Origin of the sequence: Microbacterium sp. MYb72, from assembly GCF_002979415.1 — a bacterium.
Classification (GTDB): domain Bacteria; phylum Actinomycetota; class Actinomycetes; order Actinomycetales; family Microbacteriaceae; genus Microbacterium; species Microbacterium natoriense.
This window is the reverse complement of the sequence record NZ_PCOT01000033.1, coordinates 21,205-44,572: the sequence shown is the minus strand read 5'-3', so window position 1 is coordinate 44,572 and position 23,368 is coordinate 21,205. Positions and strand designations below refer to the sequence as shown.

The window sequence follows — 23,368 nt, the reverse complement described above, 5'->3', positions numbered from 1 at the left end:
CGTCGACTCTCGTCGCCCTGACGCTGCCCGCGCCCACCCTGTCCGCCGAAACCGACGCCAACGCCGCGCTCATCGCGGCGGCCGCCGACGGAGATCGCGCCGCCGCCGGCGAGTACTTCGCCCAGAACCTGCGGATGCTCACCGCCATGGCGCGCCGCATCGCCGGGAACGTGATGGATGCCGACGACCTCCTGTCGGAAGCCATCGTCTCCGTGCTGGCGCTCTGGGTTCGCGGCACCGGCCCGCGCACCCATCTGGCCGCCTATCTCGCACGTGCGATGCGGAACCGCGTGACGGATGAGCTCCGCTCCCCCCGCTCGCGCACCTGGAACCTGGATTCGTCGTGGGAGCGTGCCGCCGACAACGACCCCCGCCTGACCGAGATCGATCTGGAGCGCGACGTCGCGGCCGTCCACGAGATCCTGAGCCTGCTTCCCGACGATCAGCGCATCGTCCTGACCGCCATGCACATCGAGGGGGCGAAGCCGAGAGATCTCGAAGTGCGGCTCGACCGACCGGCATCCGCGATCTCGTCGCTCGCGCAGCGCGCCAAGGCGAACTTCCGCCGTCTTCTGGAGGAGCGCGAATCCGCCATTGCGGCACGGCACGCCATCTGCGCCTGAGCGCGGATGCCGCCTACATCCCGCGCAATCCGAGCAGCCGGCTGAAGAATCTCGGCCTGCGCTCTCCTCTGCCCGCCAGCTTGTCGTCGAGCGCGGGAGTGTGGGGAGGGAACGCGTCGAGCACGTGGTCTGCATCGAGGGTGACCGATTCGCCCTTCGATACCGCGCGCGCCGCGGGGACCCATCCCGTGACGTGGAGATACCACCCGGCGTCGAGGTCCGTCACGTGATCGGGCAGGATCACTTCGATCTCATGATCTCCGTCGAGCCACGCGCGCCCGGGCTCCACCCGAGCAACGCGGACGACCCTGGCAGAGGTGTCGGCGCTCCACACCGTGCCCTTCCGCCAGCGCTTCACCAGTTCTGCGTCTCGGCGCTCGCGGACGTCCTGCCGCCACCAGAACGTGCACAGACCCGCCAGCAGAAGTCCGGTCGTTCCCCACAGGACGATCTGGAACAGATCAGGGCTCACGGAAGTCCTCCTCAGGGCTCACGGCACCGCGGTCTCTCGCCGAGCGGCCATCCGCACGATAGCAGGCCGCTCGGATGCGGGCCGATAGTCAGACCGCGGTGCCCACGAGTGCGCCGAGACGGGCGATCTGCTCCTCGTTGCGCCGATAGTGCGACCACTGGCCGACCCTGGTGCACGTGACGAGGTTCGCGCGCTGCAGGGTGGCCATGAACTGCGAGGCCGTCGACTGGGAGACGTTCGCACGCGCCTGGATGTGCTTCAGGCACACGCCGACGTCTTCGGCGGGTTGATCCTGCGGAGGGAACGAACCCGGGTCCTTCAGCCAACCGAGGATCGCCAGACGTGTCGGATGCCCGAGCGCCTTGAAGGCCACGATCAGTTCGCCGCTCGCATCTCCGTCATCCACCCTCCAAGCATATTGCAGTATCGCGATTTACCGATGCATGCTAGACATAGATCGTAAAAATACGATTTAACGATGGGAGCGTCATGGACAGGGTCGCGATGGTTGTGGGTGCGCGGGGAGTGATCGGAGGGAACCTGATCTCGCACCTGGAACGCGAGGGAGGGTGGCGGGTCATCGGTCTGTCACGAAGAGGAGGTGCGGATGCCGGGGCGGTGCAGCACATCGCCGTGGACCTGCTCGACCCCGAAGACACCGTCTCGAAACTCTCGACGCTGACCGATGTCACGCACGTGTTCTACGCCGCGTATCAGGATCGCCCGACCTGGGCCGGGCTCGTCCCGCCCAACCTCGCGATGCTGACGAACGTCGTCGACGCCATCGAACCCGCAGCCCCTCGACTCGAGCACATCAGCCTCATGCAGGGCTACAAGGTCTACGGCGCTCATCTCGGGCCCTTCGCGACCCCCGCCAAGGAAGACGACCCTCCCCACATGCCGCCGGAGTTCAACGTCGATCAGCAGCAGTTCCTCGAGCGCCGACAGGAGGGCGCCTCGTGGTCGTGGTCGGCGCTGCGCCCCTCGGTCGTCGCGGGAGTGGGCCTCGGGAACCCGATGAACCTCGCGATGGTGATCGCGGTCTACGCCTCGATCAGCAAGGAGCTCGGCGTCCCTCTGCGGTTCCCCGGCAAGCCCGGCGCGTACACCAGCCTGATCGAGATGACGGATGCCGACCTTCTGGCCAAGGCGACCACGTGGGCGGCCACGAACCCCGAGAGCCGGAACCAGGCGTACAACATCACGAACGGCGACATCTACCGCTGGTCGACCATGTGGCCGAAGATCGCGGCGTTCTTCGACCTGGACACGGCGCCGCCTCTTCCGATGAGCCTGAGCGAGATCATGGCCGACAAGTCGGACCTCTGGGACTCGATGGTCGAGCGCCACGGGTTGCTTCCCACCCCGTACGGCGACGTGTCGTCCTGGCAGTTCGGCGACTTCGTCTTCGGCTGGGACTACGACGTGATCGCCGACACCTCCAAGTCACGCCGTGCCGGTTTCCACGAGTACGTCGAGACCGAGGCCATGTTCCTGCGCATCTTCCAGGACCTGCGCGATCGGCGCATCATCCCGTGAGGGGTCGGTCGCCGGCGGGTGCCCCTGCGTCGATCGCCCGTCCACGCCGCCGCGATGGGGGTCAGAGAACTGGGAGACACTGTTCCACAGGCCCTCCCCGTCCACCCCCGCATGAGAGAGCGTCAGTAGTCGCATGATCAGCCAGTCCCGTCCTCGCATCCCCCCGCCGAAGCCGCTGCTCGCGGAGACGATCTTCGTCACTCTGGCCGAGGAGATCATCAGCGGCGAGCTCGCGGCCGGCACCCGACTGCGCGACATGGAACTCGCCGCGCGCATGTACGTCTCGCGCGTGCCCGTGCGTGAGGCTCTGCAGCGCCTGGAGCGGATCGGGATGGTCGAGATGTCTGCGGGCCGCTTCACCAGGGTCACCGAGGTGACCGACGATCTCGTGGAGCAGTCGCTGCTGTTCGCAGGACTCCAGGCCGGTCTCGTGACCCGCATCGCCGTGGATCGGATGAGCGCCGACGACCTGCTCCTCGCCGCGGCACTGGTCGACCGTCTGCCGCCCGCCCTCCCCGATCCGATCGCGTCCTCCGGGGCCCGTGAAGAGCTCTATTCGTTCCTCTCGCTGAAGGCCGACAACCCGCTGCAGCACGCGATGATGCGCGAGACGTCATTCGCGCTCCGCAGGAACCTTCAGCGGACCAGGATCGACGCCTCGGCCGTGCCGCTGCTGCGCGCCAACTGCGCCTCGCTCAGGGAGGCGATCCTCAGCCGGCGCACCGACACCGCGGAGTCGCTCGTGAGAGAGCAGCACGCGATTCTGCAGGTCAACCCGTAGGGCGGTGGGTGCCGACCGTTCGACTCGCGACGTCGCCCCAGGCAACGAGACGACACCCACTCAGCCGACACGGGGACCCCCGATCTTCCGCGTCGGCGTCCCCAGCCTTCCTCGTCTGCTCGCGTATACCAATCAGACGCTTCGCCTCAGGGCGGGCCCGCGGCGATCCGGTCTTGCAGCGCTCGGATCGTCGTCCCGAGGATGCCTCGGGCCAAGAGCCCCCCGGCGACCAGGGGACCGGCGGAGTCCTCACCGACCGGTGGCAGGAGGAGCAGTGCCGCTCGAACGTCGGCGCTCATGTGCGCCACCTGCCAGTCGATCTCCGCGGCGACGCCATCGGGGCGGTCGATGCTCACCGCCTTCACCGCGTACGCGGCCGCCCCCAGCGCGTGAGCGCCCATGTGGGCAACGCCCGAGGCCTGTGCCGCTGCACGCGCGGCGGCGACCGCTCCGGGTGCCGACGCCGACGCCGCCGCACGACCCGCAACGAAGCGGCGGCGGATCTCGCCCGCAGAGTCGAGCTCTCCTCGCGCGTACGCTCGCGCTCTCGCGATCGCATCGCGAGGGCGATCATCCCCCGGCGCTTCGTTCTCGAAGGAGGAGAGAACCCGCTCTGCGCAGTCCGCGGCCCACGCCGCAACCAGCCGCCGGTCGGTCTCGCTGAGCGATTGTGGTGAGAGCACGCTCCCATGTTCGCACCGGATGCGGCAGATGAGCGGGTGGAGCGAAGGACGGCGAGCTCCTCTGACACGCCGAACGTCGCTCTCCAGAACGCTTCCACGCACGAGATCCGAAGGGACGGCTTACCGCAGTCCTTCTTCGCAGTTGCTGCCGTCGCGCGCTTCGGATCTGAGCACTGGCAAGGGAGGGAACACGATGAATGTGTCCATGGCGGCCGACCATGACGCCACTGGATCCGCGCGAGGGTCATCGGGCGCGAGTTCACGCTGTGCGGAATCAGTGGGATGGGCCCTGGTCCACTCGTACATGAGTTGGCCGGTCTCTGACCAGTCCTTCTCGTTCATCTGCCGGGCGACGGATGCGGGCATGGGGATGTCGTCAGGCGTGCTGTAGTCGTACGTGCAGGAGTAGGTACGGCCGTCGTCCGCGACGTATCGCAGGGCGATCGACACGTTGGTGGAGTACCCGGGCGGCGGCCCGAGAGTCAGTCTGAGCCAGCCCAAGAGGAGGACCAAGAGCACCGCAGCACCAACCGATACGCCGATGATCCGGCGACGGCGCCGAATCGATGTGGTCCGGGTCTGTTCGGTGGGCTCAGGCACGATGACCTCCATCAGTTCGTCGGAGCATCTCGCGGAAGCCGCGGTCCAAGCCCCGATATCCACCGTAACCAACCGACACTTGTCGCGGCCTGTCTCCAGCGTTGACCTCGGTCATCGTCTGGACACGGCATGTAGCTGGCTCAATCCAGAGAGAACCAAGGAACTGCGCTCAGCGGCTCGTGGTTGTCGTCCGCAACCGGGCTGATGGTGAGGACGTATCCCGGGCTGTCAGCAAACTGCCTGAGGATGACTTGTTGCGTGCCTTCTTGCACGGGAAGCCGGATCGCACCCGAGGCTATCGGCCCTTCGTCGTCGAACTGAGCGGCCATCGTCAGCTGCGTGTAGTCCGTGAGCCACAGTCCGCCAGCTCCAACATCGACAGTGCTCACCGCTTCACGCAACACCGGAGCGTCACGGCGATCGTCGGCCACCTTCACCGCCTCGTCAGCATCGTCCGGGCCGGGATAGGCGACGAACAGGGAGCCCTCGCGCATCTGCCCGACGAAGTGGGTCAGGAGCTGCTCAAGCTGCCAATCCTCATCGACGAAGCCGCGATACGTATCGGGCGCGACGAGGCAGAAGAATCCGTCGTCATCGACATGCAGAAGCACGGCATCGCTCATGGCAGCACAGTAGCTGAGCGCGGCCTCAGCGCACCAACCGATCCAATCGTCAGACACGCCCTAGGCGTGAGGTGCTCAGCATGCGACCCGACTCACCGGCACAGTCCGCACTCCCGAGTCATCGATTCGGAAGGCTGAAAGGGGACCTTCTCGCGCGACGTCGCCGGGCGTTCTGAGTGATGAGTCCGACGAGCATGATGACCGCCGATGCGATCCCGCACACCACGATCGAGGAGACGGCAGCGCCGAGGCTGGCGAAGCCGAAGGCGACCGTCGATCCGTTCTGCTCCACGGCCAGTCCGATCATGATGACCACGGTGGCCGAAACGGGTCCGGCGATGAGGAACCCGAGAGTCCACCGCATCGCCACCGTGCTGATGAGCTCGTTTCGTCGCGCCGCCACCGTCCCGACGGCGAACAGCGCCGCAGCGGCGACGACGAAGAGCACGACCCAGACGGCGAGATCCATAGGTCGTCGATCTCCTAGTTGAAGTCCCCGCCGGGGGCCATGTCGGCGAATCGCGAGTAGTGGCCCTGGAAGGCGACGGTGATCGTCGCGGTCGGGCCGTTGCGGTGCTTGGCGACGATGAGGTCGGCCTCGCCGGGGCGCACGTCCTTGTCGTAGACGGAGTCGCGGTGCAGCAGGATCACCATGTCGGCATCCTGCTCGATCGATCCCGACTCGCGCAGGTCGCTGATGGCGGGCTTCTTGTCCTGCCGCTGCTCGGGACCACGGTTCAGTTGCGACAGGGCGATGACGGGAACCTGGAGCTCCTTGGCGATGAGCTTGAGGCTTCGGGAGAACTCCGAGACCTCCTGCTGGCGCGATTCGACGCGCTTGCCCGAGGTCATCAGCTGCAGGTAGTCGATGATGACCATGCGCAGACCCTCGCGCTGCTTGAGCCGACGACACTTGGCTCGAATCTCGACCAGGGTCATGTTGGGGCTGTCGTCGATGTAGAGCGGCGCGTCGTTGATGCGACCGCGGGTCGCGGCGACCGTCGTCCAGTCGCGCGGGTCGAGGTTTCCCTTGCGCATATTCTGCAGCGGGATGGCCCCCTCGGCGCTGAGCAGACGCATGGCGATCTCGCTCTTGCCCATCTCGAGGGAGAAGAAGACGGAGGGCAGGTTGTGGCCGATGGATGCTGAGCGCGCGAAGTCGAGCGCGAGCGTCGACTTACCCATCGCGGGTCGGGCCGCGACGACGATCATCTGGCCGCCGTGCAGGCCGTTCGTGAGCTCGTCGAGCTCCCTGAACCCGGTCGGCACACCGGTCATCGATCCGTCTCGACCGCTCGCGGCCTCGATCTCCTCGAGCGCCGCGTCGACCGCGATCTGCAGCGGCACATAGTCTTCGGCCGTCTCCGAACCCGTGATCGAGTAGATCTCGGCCTGGGCATTGTTGACGATGTCGGTCGCATCGCCCTCTCCGGCGTAGCCGAGCTGCACGATGCGCGTGCCCGCGTCGACGAGGCGGCGGAGGATCGCACGCTCCGAGACGATGCCGGCGTAGTAGCCGGCGTTGGCCGCGGTCGGCACGATCGAGGTGAGCGTGTGCAGGTAGTCAGCGCCGCCGGCGCGGCCGAGCTCACCGGTCTTGATGAGCTCGTCGGTGACGGCGACGACGTCGGTCGGCTCGCCGTGCGAGTACAGCGAGAGGATCGCCTCGAAGATCAGCTCGTGCTTCGGCACGTAGAAGTCGGCGCCCTTGAGCGTCTCGATCACATCGGCGACGGCGTCTTTCGAGAGCAGCATGCCGCCCAGCGCGCTCTGCTCGGCGAGGAGGTCGTGCGGGGGCGTGCGTTCGTGCGGACGCCCTCCGCCGAGGCGCTCCTCCGAGATGTCGGCGATCGACACAGTGCTCCCTTCGATGCGACGAAACGTGCGTGCGGCTGCTCCGTCTCGACAGGCGGTGCCACGTGTGATCCGGCTCCGTGGGGCCAGGTGCACAGCAAACCAGGACCCTCTGACATCGGGTCGCTCGTCCACGCTATTCACGCCCGAAACAGGGTGCAACACAGCCTGTGGATAACTATGTGGAAAGGATGCGGAGAAACTCGGAGTGTCTGTGCAGAACGCATGTGGATAACCCGGTGGAGTACCGAGATTCCCTCTCTAGTTTTTGACCTTGACCTGGGATTCCCAGTTTCCCCACCCTGTGGATGAGAATCGGGTTCAAGCGGGGATTGAAGGTTGTGGTCACAGAGCTTCACATGTGCAGAACCTGGGGAAAGTCAAGCCAGACCGCGGTTCGGGCGCGTCGCAGGATGCCGGACCCCGGCAGTGCACCGGAATGCCGGTGGACACGTGGGCGGAGCGGGTGTATCGTCAGCGCATCGACGCAACCGCGTCGACGGTGCGTTTGCCTTCAGAGGGGGAGGTGGAACGTGGACGCTCGGGCCACCCGACGCGGCATACCAGCCGGCGTCATCTGGGCTGGATTCGGTGTGCTCGCATGGGCCGCCCTCACGATCCTCACCGGTGGCAGCGCAGCCCACGCCGACGAGCAGGACGGGGGTCCGCTCGACGGACTCACCGGACTCGTCAGCAACACGGTGAGCACCGTGACCGCCCCGGTCGCTCCCGTCGTCACGCAGGTCGTGGCCCCCGTCGTCACCGCCGTCGTCGCCCCCGTGCAGCAGGCGGTCCCCGCGGTGGTCAGCACCGTGACGCAGACCGTCGCTCAGGTCCCGGTCGTCGGCCCCGCCGCCGCACCGGTCGTCAAAACGGTCACCGATACCGCACAGGCGGTCGTCGCCCCCGTCACCGGCGTTCTCACGGGCGCTCCGGTCTCCACGATCACGAAGCCGATCGTGGATGCCGTGACCGGCCTTCCGATCGTCGGCGACCTGGTCGACGACCTCGGCGTGCCCCAGGTCGTGGATGACGTCGCGGGTGTCGTCGACGACACGACCGGACTCGTCGGCGGGATCGTCGAGGGGACGATCCCGCCGGTCCTCGAGGCTCTCGAGCCGCAGACCCCCGTGGTCCCCGGCGAACCCGGCACCCCGGGAACCCCCGGCGGCACGGACTCCGGCTCGTTCGCCCAGCCCGGTGAGTCCGCGGCATCCGTCGACGCCGCCCTCGCCACGGCGACCGGCATCGCCCCCGCGTCCGCACAGGACCGCGGAGGCCTCCGCGGCATCCCTGGCGACCCGTCGTCGGCCGGCGCCCCCGCAGGCCCGCAGAACGGCGCCCCGTCTCCGTCGAACGACCCGGCATCCGCGCCGCCCGGCGCGCCGGTCTCCCCGTCTTCCTCCGCCGGCTCCGGCGGAGGCTCAGCGGCTGCCGCCGCTCGCATCAGCGACGACGGCATCCCCCTGCTCCGTGCTGTGGAGCAGGATTCCGGCGCACCCGACGACGCTCTGCCGGCGTCTCCGGTCGCCGACACCGACGTCTCCCCTGACTGACGCCGTGTCGAGCCGCCCTCCCCGGTGAGGACGGCAGATGACGTGCTGCGCGCGCACCCCAAATCCCGCGCGCATCCCATCTTTCGACACCCAGCTCAGTCAGGAGCTCAATCATGCGCACATTCATGAAGCGCGCCCTCTGGGGCACGCTGATCGCCGGCGGGATCACCCTGCTCGGCGCCTCGGTCGCCAATGCGGCCGAGACAGACGGAGACGACGGCATCCTCTCCGGCACCCAGGTGGTCGCGCCGATCTCGGCCCCGATCACGGTCGCGGGCAACGCGATCTCCCTCCTCGGTTCCTCCTCCACCCAGGCACCCGCCCCTGCGGCCCCTGCGCCAGCCCCCGCCCCTGCGGCGGAGACGAGCGGCGCATCCGGCGCAGCCTCAGGCAGCCAGGCAGTGGTCACCGTGAACCTCCCTGTCACCGTGCAGAACAACGCCGTCAGCGTTCTCGGCACGTCCTCGACCAGCACCCCGGCCGCAGTTCCCCAGACAGGGGCTCCCCAGGCCCCGCCGACGGCCGGGGTGCCGTCCGTCCAGACCAGTGGCGACGACGGCGTGCTCTCGGGCACGCAGGCGCTGCTCCAGGTCAACGCCCCGATCACCGTGTCGGGCAACGCCATCTCGGTGCTCGGCACCAGCGGCGTCACGGGTCCCTCCGCCGCAGCACCGGCGCCGGCCCCCGCAGCACCGGCCACGGCATTCACCGACGGCTCCGACGGGCTCGGCAGCGGCACACAGGCAGTGGCACCCGTCACCGCTCCCGTGTCGGTGCTCGGCAACGCGGTGTCCGTGCTCGGCACGAGCTCGGTCACGGGCGCACCGGCGTCCGCGCCGGCGGCATCCGCACCCGCCGTCGCTGCCGGCACCTCAGGCAGCGAGTCGATCGCCGGCGGCACCCAGGTCGTCGCCCCCGTGACCGCACCCGTGTCGGTGCTCGGCAACGCCATCTCGGCCCTCGGCACCAGCCGAGTCACCGGGACCCCCGGCGCTCCCGCACCCGCCACCTCACCGGCCCTCGGCGGGGTTCTGACCACCGGAGCGGGGTCGATCCTCGGCGGGACACAGCTCGCGCTGCTGCCGATCAGTCTCCCGATCACGATCGGCGGCAACGCCATCGCCGTGATCGGCGAGAGCACGGTGACCACCCCGGGCACGACCCCCGGAACGAACCCGGGCACCAACCCGGGAACGAACCCCGGGACGAACCCCGGCACCAACCCCGGAACGAACCCGGGCACCAACCCCGGCACCACTCCGGCCACGAGCCCCGCGACGAGCGGGCACGGAGCCGCCGCGACCGCGACGGGCGCTGACGCGCTCGCCACCACCGGAGGGTCCCCAGCGCTCGGGCTCGCCGCGGTCGCCGCTCTCCTGCTCCTCCTCGGCGCTGGACTCTCACGCCGTCGTCTCGCGACGGCGTGACCATACCCCCGGCGGAGCGGTCATCCTCGGGGGAGGAGATGCCGCTCGCGTCGGGAGCGTGGGTGCGCCGACGAGAGCCTTCGGGAGAGGAACCCCTCACTCGCCCGCAGTCTGCGGCGCCCCACGCGATACAGCGGATGCCCCGTGGCCCTCACCACGGGGCATCCGCCATGCCCTCAGGACGGATGCCGACGGCATCCGTCAGCCGCCGTCGTGCGGCTTCCCTGGTACGCAGAACGCCCCCTGTCCCGGAGGACAGGGGGCGTTCGACAGACGTCGCGCCTTACTTGGCGGCGACGACCTGCAGCGTGATGACAGCGGTCACGTCGTCGTGCAGACGAACCGTGGCCTCGTGCTCACCGGTCGACTTGATGGTCGACGTGATGTGCACCTTGCGCTTGTCGATCGAACCGAGACCGGCAGCCGCGACAGCGTCTGCGACATCGGCGGTCTTGACCGAACCGAAGAGGCGACCCTCGGCGCCCGCCTTGACGGCGAGACGGACCTTGGTGCCCTCGAGGGAGTTCTTCAGGGCCACGGCCTCGTCGCGGTCGTGGATCGCGCGAGCCTGACGAGCAGCCTGGATCGAAGCGACCTGCTTTTCGCCACCGCGGGTCCACGCCGTAGCGAAGCCCTGGGGGATGAGGTAGTTGCGGGCGTACCCGTTCTTGACCTCGACCACGTCACCGGCGCTTCCGAGCCCGGCGACCTCGTTCGTGAGAATCAGCTTTGCCATATCCGTACCCCTTAGCGGCCAGCGCCGGCGTAGGGCAGGAGAGCCATCTCGCGAGCGTTCTTGATCGCGCGAGCGATCAGACGCTGCTCCTGCACGGAGACACCGGTGATACGACGGGCGCGGATCTTTCCACGCTCCGAGATGAACTTGCGAAGCGTGGCGACGTCCTTGTAGTCAATGACGCCGACCCGGATCGACTTCGCGGGAGCGGTGGGCTTGCCACCCTTCCGCGGCTTGCGGCGGTCGCCGCTCGACTTTCCAGCCATAGTTTTTCCTTAGTTATGAGACGGATGCCGAAGCATCCGGAGATCCTTGATCAGAACGGGGTGTCGTCGCCGAAGCTGCCCGGGGTGCTCCACGCATCTGCGCTGGTCGACGAGCCGGGCGTGGACCACGGCTCCTCCGACACCTGCTGCGCGGGGCGGGACTGCCCGCCACCCTGACCGCCACCCTGGCCGCCGCCGTTCGACGCCGCACGGGTGACCTGAGCAGTCGCGTAACGGAGCGAGGGGCCGATCTCGTCGACCTCCAGCTCGATCGCGGTGCGCTGGTTGCCCTCGCGGTCCTGGTAGGAGCGCTGACGCAGACGGCCGGTCGCGATGACCCGCATGCCCTTGGTCAGAGAACCCGCCACGTGCTCGGCGAACTCACGCCACACGGACGCGCGGAGGAACAGCGCTTCGCCGTCCTTCCACTCGTTCGCGGCGCGGTCGAAGTTCCGAGGCGTCGATGCGATGGTGAAGTTCGCCACCGGCAGTCCGTTCTGCGTGTACCGCAGCTCGGGGTCGGCCGTGAGGTTGCCCACCACGGTGATGACTGTTTCGCCGGCCATGAGACTTAGGCCTTCGCAGCCTTGGCCGCCTTGCGAGCAGCCTTCTCCTCGGTGAGCTTCGCCTCGGAAGCGATCATCGCCTGAGCTTCCTCGGCACGCAGCACCTTGGTGCGCATGATCGACTCGTTCAGCTTGAGCTGACGGTCGAGCTCCTGCGTGGCCTCGCTGGTAGCGGTGAAGTTGACGACGGCGTAGATGCCTTCGTTCTTCTTCTGGATCTCGTAAGCGAGACGGCGCTTGCCCCAGATGTCGACCTTTTCAATCGAGCCACCATCGTTGGTGATGACCTTCAGGAACTTGTCGAGCGTCGGGGCGACCGTGCGCTCATCGATCTCGGGGGTCAGAATGACCATGAGTTCGTACTGGTGCGTCACTTACCCACCTCCTTCGGACTAGAACGGCTTCCGGGACTTTCCCGGAAGCAGGAGGGTGTGTAGCACGTCGACCGCCCGTGCATCCGAATGGATGCCTGAGGGCAGACAACCTGCACAGTCTACCTGATGCGGCTCGGAGTCGCGTCCACAGCCCTTCCGGGCGACTTGGCATGCTGGATGCGTGCCGGTGAACGCCACCGGCCGCGACCAGAGGGGGGACGCCATGCGCGTCAACAAGTGGGGGGTCGGCGTGGTTCTCGCCGCCGCCGTCATGCTCACCGGATGCTCCGCAGGGGCCACGGACAAGCCCGCCGACGCGAAGCCGTCTGCGAGCGCCTCGCAGGAGGCTGAGGCGCCGACGACCGGCTGCCCCGAGCTCACGGAGGGCGCGAAGATCGACGGCGCCGCGCTCGGCGGCTGCATCGCCGACGCCACCTCGTCCATCGCGGGGTACGCCGCCACCTCGACGGTCATGGGCATGGAGACCACCGGCAGGTACAACCCCTCGGAAAAGGCGCTCGAGTCGACCACGCCGATGGGTTCGGTCATCGTGATCGGCTCCGACGCCTGGGTGAAGTCGGCGACCGGCGCCTGGCAGGTCGCGGACTCCACGTCCAGCGACCCGATCATCGCCGGACTCAGCATGGGCGCGACGGCCGCCGCCGCATCGAGCCCCACCGCCATCGCCACGCTCCTCGCGGGCGACTTCACCGTCACGGGCACGGGCGAGCGCCTGGGTCAGAAGGTGTTCCTCGTCTCCGGGACGATCGAGACGCAGGGCGTCGCCTCGTCGATCGTGCTGGAGCTCACGAAGGACTTCGCCCCGCTGGCGACCACCGGCACCGCCGACGTCAGCGGCCAGTCGATCGAGTCGGTCACCGTCGTCACCGAGTGGGACGTGAAGCAGGACATCGTCGCGCCGCTCTGAGCGGATGCCGACAGCGAAGGGCCGGGGCGCACGCTCCGGCCCTTCGTGCGTCTCGGGCCGGGTGCGGCTCGGGCCTGGGGCGACGGCGGCGGCGTCTCGGGCCGCGTGCGACGGCAGTATCGTCCGGGGCCGCGTGCGGCGGCACCGTCGGTTCACAACTCCTCAAGAACGGGGTCGTCCGGGCCGATCCGGGCCCGAGCGAGCAGGAATCGCGCGATTCTTGAGGAGTTGTGAACGCCGCGCCGGGCGCATCAGGCGCGGGTCGCGAGCAGTTCCGTGATCTCGTCGAGGCGGGGAGCGGATGCCGCGGCCCCCGGTCGCTGCACGCACAGGGCCGCGGCGGCCGAGGCGAACGGCACAGCCGCTGCGAGGGCGTCTCCTGCCGCGAGGCGGGAGGCGAGCGCCCCGCAGAACGTGTCGCCCGCGGCGGTCGTGTCGACGGCGGTGACCGGGAACGCGGGGATCCGCGTCTCCTCGCCTGCGGAGAGGACGAGCGCGCCAGCCGCTCCGAGCGTCACGACGACGGTCCCGACGCGTGCGGCGAGGAAGCGCGCGGCATCGGCGACCGCGTCATCCGCGACCCCCTCGACCGGCGCAGCATCGGCGACCGCGTGATCCGCGACCCCCTCGACCGCGGCCCCCTCGACCGGCGCCCCCGCGTCATCAGTCACCCCTACGACCGGCGCCCCCGCGGCATCCGCGGCCCCGCCGACCGGCGCGCCCGCGAGATCGAGGCACTCGTGCTGGTTCACGATCAGCACATCCACGAGCGCCAGCTGATCTTCTGAGAGCGGCCTGCTGGGCGCGGCGTTGAGAACGGTCGTCGCCCCGCGCTCCTTCGCCGAGCGGAACGCCGACAGCACGGCGTCGAGCGGCACCTCCAGCTGCGCGAGGACGAGGTCGCCCGAGCCCGCCGACGCGAGAGCGGATGCCGCCTCTCCGGTGATCGCAGCGCCGTCGCCGTTGGCCCCGGCGACGACCACGATCGCGTTCTCGCCGTCGTCGGCCACCATGACGAACGCCGTGCCCGTTGGTCGCTCGGAGACGCCGAGTCCCGCGCGCACCCCCTCGTCGATGAGCACTCCGCGGAGACGCTCACCGGCCTCGTCGTCGCCCACGGCTCCGACGAACGTGGTCGACGCTCCAGAGCGGGCGGCGGCGACCGCCTGGTTCAGCCCCTTGCCGCCGGGGCCGCTCGCCGCCCCGGTGGCGAGGATCGTCTCCCCAGGGGCGGGGATCCGCGGCATCGACACCGAGGTGTCGTGGTTGGCGCTGCCGAGCACGATCACTCCCACGTCGGCGCCCCCGATCCTCCCGAGCACAGGGTCATCGCGCGATGGCCTCCGCGACGGTGAGCCCCGCCAGGGCGGGGATCCCCAGACCCGTGAGCCGGATGCCGTCGGCATCGAGCCCCGCGGGGATCCACTCCTCGCCGAACAGCACGGCCGCCGCCGCTCCCGCCAGTGCGGGTAGCGATGCGGCGTTGCGCGGCTGTGCGAGCGCGCCGAGCAGGAGATCGTCGGCGTCGGTCGCGGTCGCGACGTGGGCGAGCAGGAAGCCGAAGGTCTCGGGCGCTGCGATCGGGTAGCTGTAGACCCAGTCGCCGACCCCGGTGCTCAGGCGTCGCGCCCGATCGAGGGGACCGTTCGCCTCCCCCGCGACGCGCAGCGACGTCTCGGCCATGCGCCGGCTCCAGGTGTCCGCGGGCAGCTCGTCGACCGCGAGGGCGACGGCATCCGCTGCCGTGGCCCCGTCGAGCAGCGACTCGAACAGGACGGCGGAGGCGCGGGCGCACCAGACGCCGTCGAGCGAGTGCGTGATGGCGGCATCCGCCTCCGCCGCGTCGACCGCACCGTTCCCGCGGTGCACGGCGACCGCGGCGAGCGCGCGCACGGTGGCGATGTCGTCGAAGTAGTGCGCGTTGTCGTGCCCGGACTGCGGAGGAACGGCTCCGTGGCGGAGGTTCTGCAGCGCGAGCTTCGTGCCGATGCGAGCGCGGAACCCGGAGGCGGGGTCCTCCTCGATCTCGGCGAGATGCCGCCACTCGGTGAGGCCGAGACCCCTGGCGTGCTGACGAGCGGAGAACGCGAACCACTCGATGTTCTCACCCGCGCCGGGGTGCAGGGTGGTCGGAGGGGCGGCGTGGGTGAAGGGCCGGGGCACGGTGGTGGTGCGGTCCTCGTCGCCGAGCTTCGCCAGGATCCGCACGCGGTTCACGCGCTTGGGGGGAAGGGCGTAGACGCGGAAGTCCGCGTTCATGGAGGACGCCGACTCCCCGGCGACGATGCCCCGGGTGAACAGGTCGATCAGGGGAGTGGTCATGCGCGCGCCTCCTCGACGATGCGGGTCAGGGTGTCGGCGGCATCCAGCGGATGGATCCCCGCCATCGAGCGGATGCACGAACCGGCGACAGGGCGGAGCCCCGCCACCCACTCGTCGGGCAGATCGCCGATCCCGGAGATCGCCCCGCCGATGCAGCCGGCGATGGCCGCGGTCGTGTCGGCGTCGCGGCCCATGTTGACCGCGAAGAGGATGCTGTCGGCTGCGCGCCCCCTGGTGTGCAGGACCGACGCCATCGCCAGGCCGACGGCCTCCGGGGCGAGGTCGGCCCAGAAGTAGTCGACCACGGCGAGGCGGTCGTGGAGGGCGAGGGCCAGCGCGTCGTCGTCGAGACCGGAGTTCACGAGGTCACGCGCGTCGCGGAGGTTGCGGGCCGTCCAGCTGTCGGCGGGGATCGCGGCGAGGCCGGCCTCGTAGCAGGCGGCCGCGTCGGCCCCCGTGAGCGCGGTGGTCACGGCGACGGCGACGACCACTCCCGCCCAGATGCCCTCGGTGGTGTGGCTCACGGCGCCGTCCGCTTCGGCGAGGCGCTGCGCGAGCGCGGCATCCCCGTCGGCGACGATGCCGAGCGGGCTGACCCGCATCGCGAGGCCGTCGCTCCAGCCGTGCATGGTGTCGCCGCTGAGCGGAGGACGGATGCCGCGGCGCAGGTTGTCGATCGCCGCCATCTCGCTGAACCCGCCGCCCTTGAAGTCGTCGGCCTGCGGGAGCACGTCGTCGATCCAGGTCTGCGCGAAGTCGTCGGCTGTCGCCGTGACGCCCACGCGCTGGATGGTCTTGGCCGTGAGGAGGGCGTACTCGGTGTCGTCGCTGCCGGCGGGCTCCGGGTCGAGGTAGCCGGTCACACGTCCGTGGGCGGCCTGGATCTCCGCAGCGGAGAAGCCTTCGACCGGTCGCCCGATCGCATCGCCGATGGCGAGCCCGGCGAGCGAACCGCGCGCGCGGTCCTGCAGGGTGGGCGTGGGAGGGGTCATGACTGTCCTTGTCTCTTGGGGGGTGCTCAGCGCGCGGGGATCAGCGCTGCGGTGCGGCGGGCGAGGTCGTCGATCGCGACCCCGTCGAGCCCGGGGAGGCTCGTCGCGATGCGGTTGCGGAGGGGATCGATGAGGCGGCCCGGAAGGCGGGCGGATCCGGCGAGACCGCCAAGGACCGATCCGACGGTGGCCCCCGCCGAGTCGGTGTCCCATCCGGTGACGACCGCGAGCGGCACGCCCCGTGCGATGTCGCCGCCGCTGCGGGCGAGGGCGAAGGCGATCGTGGCGGCGTTGTTGATCGTGTGCACCCAGTGCAGGTGTCCGTAGGCGGCGTGCAGGGCGTCGATCGCGGCGGCGTCGTCGAGCTCCGACCGCCCGAGGTCGGCACCGTGCGCGATGGCCCCGGCGAGCTCGGAGCCTGCAGGCACGACGGTCGCCGCCAGGTCGAGGACCTCGTCGACCGAGGAGGCGACGAGGGATGCCGACGTGAGCGCCGCCGCCCACATCGCTCCCCACAGACCGTTGCGCGTGTGGCTGACCCGGGCGTCGGTCCAGGCCATGCGCGCCGCCTCGGCGAGGTCGCCGGGGTTGATCCAGCCGTACACGTCGGTGCGGATGAGCGCGCCGATCCACTCGCGGAACGGGTTGCGCACGCGCGCGGCCTCGTCGGGGCGGTAGCCGTCGAGCAGGTTGCGGTACGCGATCCGCTCGGCGGTGAAGGTGCGTCCGGCGGGGAGGTCGGCCAGCCACGCCTGCGCGGTGTCGTCTGTCGTGAACCCCCGGCCGGCGGTCTCCAGAACCCGGAGGTTGAGGAGCGGGTAGTTGAGGTCGTCGTCCTCCGGCATCCCGTCGATGTTCTCGACCAGGGAGTTGACGGCGGAGCGGCGGTTCCACGGCCAGCGGGCCGCGACCTCGTCCGGCAGGCCCTGTGCGGTGAAGTAGTCGACGAGGGGCCACCGCCCGGTGGAGCGCAGGATCTCCTCGATGCCCTGGCGCGGGATCTTCTCGACGGGCTTGCCCCACAGGCACCCCGCCGATCTGCCCGCCCACGCGCCGTGGATCCTGTCGAGCAGCACGGCGGCGTCGGGCGCCGGGATGGGCGCGGGGATGCCGTCGAGCTGCGCACGCAGCTCCGGCCAGGCGCTCGGCTCCGGCGCCACGAGGGCGTCGAGCTCCACGAGCAGCTCGCGGGCGAGCGCGCGCAGCTCATCGGATGCTGCGTCGGGGGTCGCTCCTCCCCTGACCGGGTCGAGCGCGCCGCCCGCCGCACGCCAGCGCTCGGCGATCGCGTCGATCGCCGAGCCCTCGGCGCGCGCCTGCACCAGCTCGTGCGGCACGAGGTCTTCGGGCTGAGCCCAGGTCAGGCGCATCATGCCGCCCGCAGTGCCGCGACGCGGCGGACGTCGGCCTCGGCGCGAGCGACGTCCCTCTCCATGATCTCCACCGCGACGTCCGACAGCAGCGTCGCGTACTCGTCGAAGTCGACCCGGCTGGCCGTCGCGATCGTGTCGAGCATGTCGGCCGGGATGACGGCGTTCCCTCCGATGCCGGCCGCGACGCTCCCCGCCATCGAGGCGATCGAGTCGGAGTCGCGACCGTAGTTGACCGCCCCGAGCACCGTGGGGAGGAAGTCCCCGTCGTAGGCGACGAGGAAGCCCAGGGCGACGGGAAGCTCCTCGATCGACTTCGTGCGGGAGGGCACTCTGGCGTCCATGAGCGGTTCACGGTACGCGTCGCCCACCGTGTCGAAGGGGCGGATCGCGTCGCGGAGCGCGGCGCCGATCTCGTCATCCGTGGCGCCGGCGGAGAGGGAGCGCGCAGCATCCACCACGGCGCGGATCGCCGCCGCCGTGCCGTCGTGCGCCACGTCGAGTGCGGCGTCGATCACCGACTCGACGGTCGCTCCCACCGCGACGGATGCCGCGACCGCCGCCGCGAAGACCCCCGCGGCCTCGCGGCCGTAGCTGGACTGGTGGGCGCCGGCGATGTCGATCGCCTCGGCGTACGCGGCCCGCGGGTTGCCGGCGTTGACGACGCCGACCGGAGCCATGTACATCGCGGCCCCGCAGTTGACGACGTTGCCGACGCCGGCCTCGCGCGGATCCACGTGGCCGTACTGCAGACGGGTGACGAGCCACTTCTCGGCGAGGAAGATGCGCTGCAGCAGGATCGACTCCCGCTCCAGCTCGGGGATCCAGCGGATCTCGGTCTGCAGCAGCGGCACCAGCAGCTCCGCCACGGCGAACGCGTCGATGTGGTCGCGGCGCTCCGCGTACACGCGGATCAGCGCCTGCGTCATGAGGGTGTCGTCCGTGATGTGCCCGTCGCCCTTGTGGTACGGGCTCACCGGCCGGGCGGTCTGCCAGTCCAGGTGGTACGGCGGGACGATCCCGTCGATCCGCCCTCCGTAGCGCTCCTTGATCTTCTCGGGGCTGAAGCCCTCGGCTGCTCCTCCCAGCGCGTCTCCGATCGCCGACCCTGCGAGAACCGCCGCCGTGCGTTCCTGAATCCAGCTCATGCCATTCCTCTCATAGGAGCGGGGCGGATGCCCGGCATCCGCCCCGCTCGTCGTCAACCGTTGACCTGTGCCCAGCCGGCGTCGAGCTCGGACGCCAGGCCCTTGTCGTCGATCTCGCCGCCGAGGAACTTCTGGAACGCGGGGGTCGCGACCGTGTCCTTCCAGCGGACGAAGCCGTTCGCCTGCAGGAACACCGGCCCCTGCAGACCCTCCGCGGACTTCACGATCTCGGGCCAGCCGTTCTGATCGGCCGTCTGCGTCGCGAGCGCCTCGCGCGCCGACACCGTGGTCGGGATGAGTCCGTCGGCGACGTTCATCTTCACGAGGTTGTCGGTCTCCATGAAGTAGTCGAGGAACTTCGCTGCCTGCTTCTGGTGCGGCGAGTCGATGTTGATCGAGAGCGTCTGCGGGTTGGCCGCCTGGACGGCCCCCTCGGACCCGGCGAGCGGGGGCAGCACGATCCAGTCCATGTCGGCCGGAGCATCCGTGGCGATGTTGGCGACCTGGTACGACCCCTGCACGGTCATCGCCGCCTTGCCGGCGTAGAACGTCGCGAGCACGTCGGAGCCCGACTGGGTGACGCCGATCGGGTCGACGGAGCCGGCCTCGATCATGTCGCGCACGCGGTTCGGGACCTCGAGGTCGGCGTCCTTGACGGCGACCTTCATGTCCTCCCCCTTGCCGGTGAAGTACTCCGAGCCGAAGCCCATGCCGAGGCTCATGAACGCGGCCGTCGGGCTCTTCAGACCCCACGTGATGCCGTGCACGTCGCCCGACGTGGTGGCCGCGGCGATGTCGGCCAGCTCGTCCCACGACATCGAGTCGCCGGTCGGGATCTCGACGCCCGCCGCCTCGAGCAGCTTCTTGTTGGCGAACACGACGTAGGTCTGCAGCTCCGTGGGGGCGCCGATGATCTGGTCGTCGACCGTGACCGACTCCAGCACGCCGGGGTCGATGTCGTCGATGGTCTTCTTGCTCAGCAGATCGCTCAGGTCGGCGACGTAGCCGTCTCGGGCGAAGGGCACGATGCCGAGGACCTCGTAGTGGATGATGTCGGGGGCGACGCCGCCGGCGAACTGCGTGGTCAGCTTGTCGTCGAGGCTGTCGGTCGGGGCCTGCACGATCTCGACCTGGATGTCGGGGTTGTCCTCGTTCCAGGCGTCGACGATCTCCTTCGTCGCCTGGATCGCGGCGGGCTGGTCGGAGAACGACTGGAACGTGATCGAGACCGGCTTGCCGTCGCCGGAGTCGTCGGGCGTCTCCCCTCCGCCCTGGGAGCACGACGCCAGGGTCAGGGCCGTGACGGCCGCTGCGGCGAGCGCGATGGATGCGCGATGAAGCTTCTTCACTTCATACCTCTTTCTCTGTGTGTTCGGGAACTGCGTGGAGACTGCGGGTTCTAGCCCTTGACCGCGCCGGACAGCAGACCGGTGGCCAGGCGCTTCTGGAGCAGGGTGAAGAACACGATGCTGGGGATGCTGGAGAGCAGGGCGCCGGCGGCGAGGGGTCCGACCGCGACCTTGCCCTCACCGCCGACGAACGTGGACAGCGCGATCGGCAGCGTGTAGTTCTCGGGCGACTGCAGGAGCACCAGCGCGAAGAAGAACTCGTTGTACGCCGACACGAAGCTGAACATCGCCGTCGCGACGAGCCCCGGCATGAGCAGCGGGAAGACGACCCGCTGGAGGGTGCGGAGCTTGTTGGCGCCGTCGATCGCGGCAGCCTCCTCGACGTCGTAGGGGATCGCCGCCACGTAGCCCTGCAGCATCCACAGCGAGAAGGGCAGCGTGTAGACGGAGTACACCGCGACGAGACCGAGCAGCGAGTCGACCAGGCCGACCGACCGCAGGATGAAGAACAGCGGGATGACGATGAGGATGACCGGGAAGATCTGGCTCACCAGGATGTATCCGACGCCGATCGAGCGGAGCTTGCCCTGGTACCTGGCCATCACGTAGGCGCCGGGTATCGAAAGCAGGGTCACGATGATCGTCGTCGCGACCGCCACCAGGAGGCTGTTGCCCGCCGCACGGACGAGCCCCTGGCGTTCGAGCGCCACCATGAAGTTGTCGATCGTCGGCTGCAGCGGGAACAGGTTCACGGCGAGGGAGTTGATCTCCGCCGAGGACTTGAACGCGGTCGAGATCAGCCACAGCAGCGGGAAGCCGAGGAAGACGAGGAATCCGGCGAGCGCGAGGTACTGCAGGATCCGCACGAGCGGCTTCTTCGCGCGCCGGTCGGCGCGACGACGCTGCGTCTTCGTCGCGTTCTGGGTGACCATGCTCCTGGTCGCGGTCGTGTCGCTCATCGTGCGCTCCTCTCAGGACGGAACTGGCGCCACAGGGCGATCACCAGGATCACGATGAGGAAGAGGACGATCACGTCGCCCATCGCCGCGGCCCCACCGGTGTTGCGGGTCTTGAACGCCTCGAGGTAGGTGAACAGCATCGGCAGCATTGTTCGGCCGCCGGGGCCGCCCTCGGTCATCACGTAGACGATGCCGAAGGAGTTGAAGTTCCAGATGAAGCTCAGGCTGGCGATCGAGAAGATCACGGGGCGCAGAGCGGGGAGCGTGACGTTGACGAACCGCCGCCAGGTGCCGGCGCCGTCCACCGCCGCGGCCTCGAGCAACTCGCTCGGCACCTGCTGCAGACCGGCGAGCAGCACGACCGTGTTCTGCGGCATCCCGACCCAGACTCCCACGAGGATCACGGCGGGGAGGGCGAGGCCGAAGTCGCCGAGCCAGTTGATGTTCGCGGGCCCTCCGAGCGACTCGATGAGCCAGTTCAGCGGACCGTTGGTCGGCGAGTAGATCATCTGCCACATCACCGCCACCACCACGGGCGGCATGGCCCACGGGATCAGCGCCAGCACGCGGGTGATGCCGCGGAAGCGCAGGTCGGTGTTCAGCAGCAGCGCGAGGCACAGCCCGCCGATCAGCTGCAGCGCGGTCACCGTCACGGCCCAGATCATGCCGATGCCGAACGACTGCCAGAACTGCGTGTCGGACCCGAGCTTGATGAAGTTCTCGAAGCCGATGAACTGCGTCTCGTGGTTGCGGGCGAGACGCGAGTCGGTGAAGGCCGTCGCGACGCCGATGACGAGCGGGACGACGCTGAGGGCGAGGATCGGGATCAGCGTGGGGATGACCAGGCCGATCGCCTCGTTGCGCCGCGAGCGGGCCAGTCCGCCTGTGCGCGGAGCGGGCGAGGCGGCGGGCCGCCGGATGCCGGAGTCGACGCTCATGCTGCTTCTCCGATCGTCGACGCCCTGATGACGAGCGTCGCCTCGACGGTCTCCCGCCGCGGCGGGCGGGAGGGATCGGCGAACCTCTCGCTGAGCATCCGCGCCGCGATCCTCCCTCGACGCTCGGACTGCAGCGACACGGAGGTGAGCGGAGGGCTGTAGAGGGCGGCGAGCTCGGTGTCGTCGATGCCGGTGACGGCGAGATCCTCGGGGACGCGCAGCCCGCGGCGCCGGGCGGCGCTGATGGCGCCGATCGCGATGAGGTCGTTCGCGCACACGATCGCGTCGACGGGGATGCCGTCGTCGAGCGTCGCCGCGAGCAGCCGCTCAGCCGCCTCGACGCCCGCCCCCACCGTGAAGTCGGCGGCGGTGATCTGCAGCGCGTCGGCGCGGTGGAGCGCGTGCCGCTCGACGGCGGCGGTGAAGCCCGCGCGACGGGCCGCACCGGGGTTCGTGTTGCCCGGCCCGTTGATGACGGCGATGTGCGTGCGGCCGATCTCGACGAGGTGGTCGACGACCATGCCGACGGCGACCGAGGAGTCGACGAAGACGTTGTCGATGCCGAGGTCGGAGTGCAGGGTGCCGATCACGACGACCGGCACGACCGTGTCGGCGATCGCCTGGCGCAGCGCCGGGGTCACGCGCAGCGGCGAGATGATGAGTCCGTCGCCCGCTCCCATGCTCAGCATCCGGACGAGCTCGACGGTCTGATCAGGGCGCCGGCCGGTGGACGAGACGCTGATGCGGGTGGTCTCCCCCAGCTCGGCCTCGATCGCCCGCAGCATCTGCACGTAGTTCGGGTTGCCGATGTCGTCCACCGCGAACACGACCTGACGGTGACCGCCGAGGCGCAGCGATCGCGCGGTGGCGTCGGGCAGGTAGCCGATGCGCTTCGCCGCCGTGCGGACCTTGCGGACCATCTCGGGGCTCGCCGAGCGGCCGGTGAGAGCGCGCGACGCCGAGGCCAGCGAGACGCCGGCCGCGGCGGCGACCTCGTGCAGAGTCGGCTTCGTCCCCATGATGCTCCTCTTCGAGTGGAAACGTTTCCAGCATCCCGATGTGGAAACGTTTCCAAATCGGCGCTGGTCGGGCTCCAGGGAATCTAGGGGTGTCGGATGCCGGTGTCAAGGGGTTCGTCGGCGGGGCATGGGCGTGACCCGACGTCGACATCACGTGCACTCGACGAGTGAACGGCATCCTGACGTCGGCAAGCCGTGCACTCGACGACATCACGTGCACTCGACGCGGGCGCGGAGGCCGCG

The 23,368-nt window shown here is 69.5% G+C and carries 26 protein-coding genes; 6 read left to right on the top strand and 20 right to left on the bottom strand.

The window, feature by feature from the left end:
* Positions 1–623: RNA polymerase sigma factor (locus tag CQ047_RS15900; protein ID WP_146114364.1), on the top strand; the 623-nt coding region annotated here is incomplete at its 5' end.
* A gap of 13 nt (positions 624–636) precedes the next feature.
* Here the strand turns inward: CQ047_RS15900 and CQ047_RS15895 are convergent.
* Positions 637–1,095 carry a hypothetical protein gene (locus CQ047_RS15895; protein ID WP_105676789.1) on the bottom strand — a complete coding sequence of 153 codons (459 nt, stop codon included), beginning with the start codon at positions 1,093–1,095 and terminating at the stop codon, positions 637–639.
* A gap of 88 nt (positions 1,096–1,183) precedes the next feature.
* Positions 1,184–1,501, bottom strand: a complete 318-nt coding sequence (locus CQ047_RS15890; RefSeq protein ID WP_105676788.1) for a helix-turn-helix transcriptional regulator — start codon at positions 1,499–1,501, stop codon at positions 1,184–1,186.
* A gap of 83 nt (positions 1,502–1,584) precedes the next feature.
* Between CQ047_RS15890 and CQ047_RS15885 the strand changes: the two genes are divergently transcribed.
* The gene (locus CQ047_RS15885; protein WP_105676786.1) at positions 1,585–2,634 is read left to right on the top strand and encodes an SDR family oxidoreductase; all 1,050 of its coding nucleotides are present in this window, start codon (positions 1,585–1,587) and stop codon (positions 2,632–2,634) included.
* A gap of 133 nt (positions 2,635–2,767) precedes the next feature.
* Positions 2,768–3,415 (top strand): GntR family transcriptional regulator, encoded by a 648-nt coding sequence (locus CQ047_RS15880; protein ID WP_105676785.1) that lies wholly within the window; start codon positions 2,768–2,770, stop codon positions 3,413–3,415.
* A 146-nt stretch (positions 3,416–3,561) separates the two neighbouring features.
* On the opposite strand, the gene CQ047_RS15875 is transcribed toward CQ047_RS15880, so the two are convergent.
* The 5 genes from CQ047_RS15875 to dnaB form a co-directional block, all read right to left on the bottom strand.
* The gene (locus CQ047_RS15875; protein WP_105676784.1) at positions 3,562–4,098 is read right to left on the bottom strand and encodes a putative immunity protein; all 537 of its coding nucleotides are present in this window, start codon (positions 4,096–4,098) and stop codon (positions 3,562–3,564) included.
* Positions 4,099–4,218: 120 nt separating this feature from the next.
* A complete protein-coding gene (locus CQ047_RS15870; protein WP_146114363.1) occupies positions 4,219–4,698 on the bottom strand; it encodes a hypothetical protein in 480 nt (159 codons plus the stop codon).
* 140 nt (positions 4,699–4,838) lie between these two features.
* Positions 4,839–5,321: a hypothetical protein gene (locus CQ047_RS15865; protein WP_105676781.1), complete on the bottom strand. Its 483-nt coding sequence runs from the start codon at positions 5,319–5,321 to the stop codon at positions 4,839–4,841.
* Between the two features lie 118 nt (positions 5,322–5,439).
* Positions 5,440–5,790, bottom strand: a complete 351-nt coding sequence (locus CQ047_RS15860) for a hypothetical protein (protein WP_105676780.1) — start codon at positions 5,788–5,790, stop codon at positions 5,440–5,442.
* A gap of 14 nt (positions 5,791–5,804) precedes the next feature.
* Positions 5,805–7,178: a replicative DNA helicase gene (gene dnaB, locus CQ047_RS15855; RefSeq protein WP_105676779.1), complete on the bottom strand. Its 1,374-nt coding sequence runs from the start codon at positions 7,176–7,178 to the stop codon at positions 5,805–5,807.
* A 530-nt stretch (positions 7,179–7,708) separates the two neighbouring features.
* Between dnaB and CQ047_RS15850 the strand changes: the two genes are divergently transcribed.
* Entirely contained in the window at positions 7,709–8,731 is a 1,023-nt protein-coding gene (locus CQ047_RS15850; protein WP_105676777.1) for a hypothetical protein, read from the top strand.
* Positions 8,732–8,844: 113 nt separating this feature from the next.
* Positions 8,845–10,158: a chaplin family protein gene (locus CQ047_RS15845; protein WP_105676776.1), complete on the top strand. Its 1,314-nt coding sequence runs from the start codon at positions 8,845–8,847 to the stop codon at positions 10,156–10,158.
* A 283-nt stretch (positions 10,159–10,441) separates the two neighbouring features.
* Here the strand turns inward: CQ047_RS15845 and rplI are convergent, their stop codons facing one another.
* Genes rplI through rpsF form a run of 4 tightly spaced genes read right to left on the bottom strand, consistent with a single transcriptional unit; the run spans position 10,442 to position 12,100 of the window.
* The gene (gene rplI, locus CQ047_RS15840; RefSeq protein ID WP_105676775.1) at positions 10,442–10,894 is read right to left on the bottom strand and encodes a 50S ribosomal protein L9; all 453 of its coding nucleotides are present in this window, start codon (positions 10,892–10,894) and stop codon (positions 10,442–10,444) included.
* Positions 10,895–10,905: 11 nt separating this feature from the next.
* Positions 10,906–11,160: a 30S ribosomal protein S18 gene (gene rpsR / locus CQ047_RS15835; protein ID WP_045257356.1), complete on the bottom strand. Its 255-nt coding sequence runs from the start codon at positions 11,158–11,160 to the stop codon at positions 10,906–10,908.
* A gap of 50 nt (positions 11,161–11,210) precedes the next feature.
* A complete protein-coding gene (locus tag CQ047_RS15830; RefSeq protein WP_105676774.1) occupies positions 11,211–11,726 on the bottom strand; it encodes a single-stranded DNA-binding protein in 516 nt (171 codons plus the stop codon).
* Between the two features lie 5 nt (positions 11,727–11,731).
* Positions 11,732–12,100, bottom strand: coding sequence for a 30S ribosomal protein S6 (gene rpsF / locus CQ047_RS15825; RefSeq protein WP_105676772.1), 369 nt, complete (start codon positions 12,098–12,100; stop codon positions 11,732–11,734).
* A 223-nt stretch (positions 12,101–12,323) separates the two neighbouring features.
* Here rpsF and CQ047_RS15820 point away from each other — a divergent pair, with 223 nt between their 5' ends.
* Positions 12,324–13,028, top strand: a complete 705-nt coding sequence (locus tag CQ047_RS15820; protein WP_105676798.1) for a hypothetical protein — start codon at positions 12,324–12,326, stop codon at positions 13,026–13,028.
* Between the two features lie 251 nt (positions 13,029–13,279).
* Here the strand turns inward: CQ047_RS15820 and CQ047_RS15815 are convergent, their stop codons facing one another.
* From CQ047_RS15815 to CQ047_RS15775, 9 genes are read right to left on the bottom strand one after another with little or no spacing between them, the layout of a single operon-like run.
* A complete protein-coding gene (locus tag CQ047_RS15815) occupies positions 13,280–14,323 on the bottom strand; it encodes a ribokinase (RefSeq protein ID WP_105676796.1) in 1,044 nt (347 codons plus the stop codon).
* Positions 14,324–14,354: 31 nt separating this feature from the next.
* A complete protein-coding gene (locus CQ047_RS15810; protein ID WP_105676771.1) occupies positions 14,355–15,350 on the bottom strand; it encodes an ADP-ribosylglycohydrolase family protein in 996 nt (331 codons plus the stop codon).
* Positions 15,347–16,342: an ADP-ribosylglycohydrolase family protein gene (locus tag CQ047_RS15805; protein WP_105676770.1), complete on the bottom strand. Its 996-nt coding sequence runs from the start codon at positions 16,340–16,342 to the stop codon at positions 15,347–15,349. Before CQ047_RS15805 ends, CQ047_RS15810 begins: the two co-directional genes overlap by 4 nt.
* A gap of 26 nt (positions 16,343–16,368) precedes the next feature.
* Positions 16,369–17,715: an ADP-ribosylglycohydrolase family protein gene (locus CQ047_RS15800; protein WP_258132716.1), complete on the bottom strand. Its 1,347-nt coding sequence runs from the start codon at positions 17,713–17,715 to the stop codon at positions 16,369–16,371.
* The gene (locus tag CQ047_RS15795; protein WP_105676767.1) at positions 17,712–18,860 is read right to left on the bottom strand and encodes an ADP-ribosylglycohydrolase family protein; all 1,149 of its coding nucleotides are present in this window, start codon (positions 18,858–18,860) and stop codon (positions 17,712–17,714) included. The genes CQ047_RS15800 and CQ047_RS15795 overlap by 4 nt, the downstream gene beginning before the upstream one ends.
* A gap of 53 nt (positions 18,861–18,913) precedes the next feature.
* Positions 18,914–20,209 carry an ABC transporter substrate-binding protein gene (locus tag CQ047_RS15790; protein WP_105676766.1) on the bottom strand — a complete coding sequence of 432 codons (1,296 nt, stop codon included), beginning with the start codon at positions 20,207–20,209 and terminating at the stop codon, positions 18,914–18,916.
* 50 nt (positions 20,210–20,259) lie between these two features.
* A complete protein-coding gene (locus CQ047_RS15785) occupies positions 20,260–21,168 on the bottom strand; it encodes a carbohydrate ABC transporter permease (protein WP_223585508.1) in 909 nt (302 codons plus the stop codon).
* Entirely contained in the window at positions 21,165–22,106 is a 942-nt protein-coding gene (locus CQ047_RS15780; RefSeq protein ID WP_105676765.1) for a carbohydrate ABC transporter permease, read from the bottom strand. The genes CQ047_RS15785 and CQ047_RS15780 overlap by 4 nt, the downstream gene beginning before the upstream one ends.
* Entirely contained in the window at positions 22,103–23,125 is a 1,023-nt protein-coding gene (locus CQ047_RS15775; protein ID WP_219844634.1) for a LacI family DNA-binding transcriptional regulator, read from the bottom strand. Before CQ047_RS15775 ends, CQ047_RS15780 begins: the two co-directional genes overlap by 4 nt.
* Positions 23,126–23,368 lie beyond the last annotated feature (243 nt).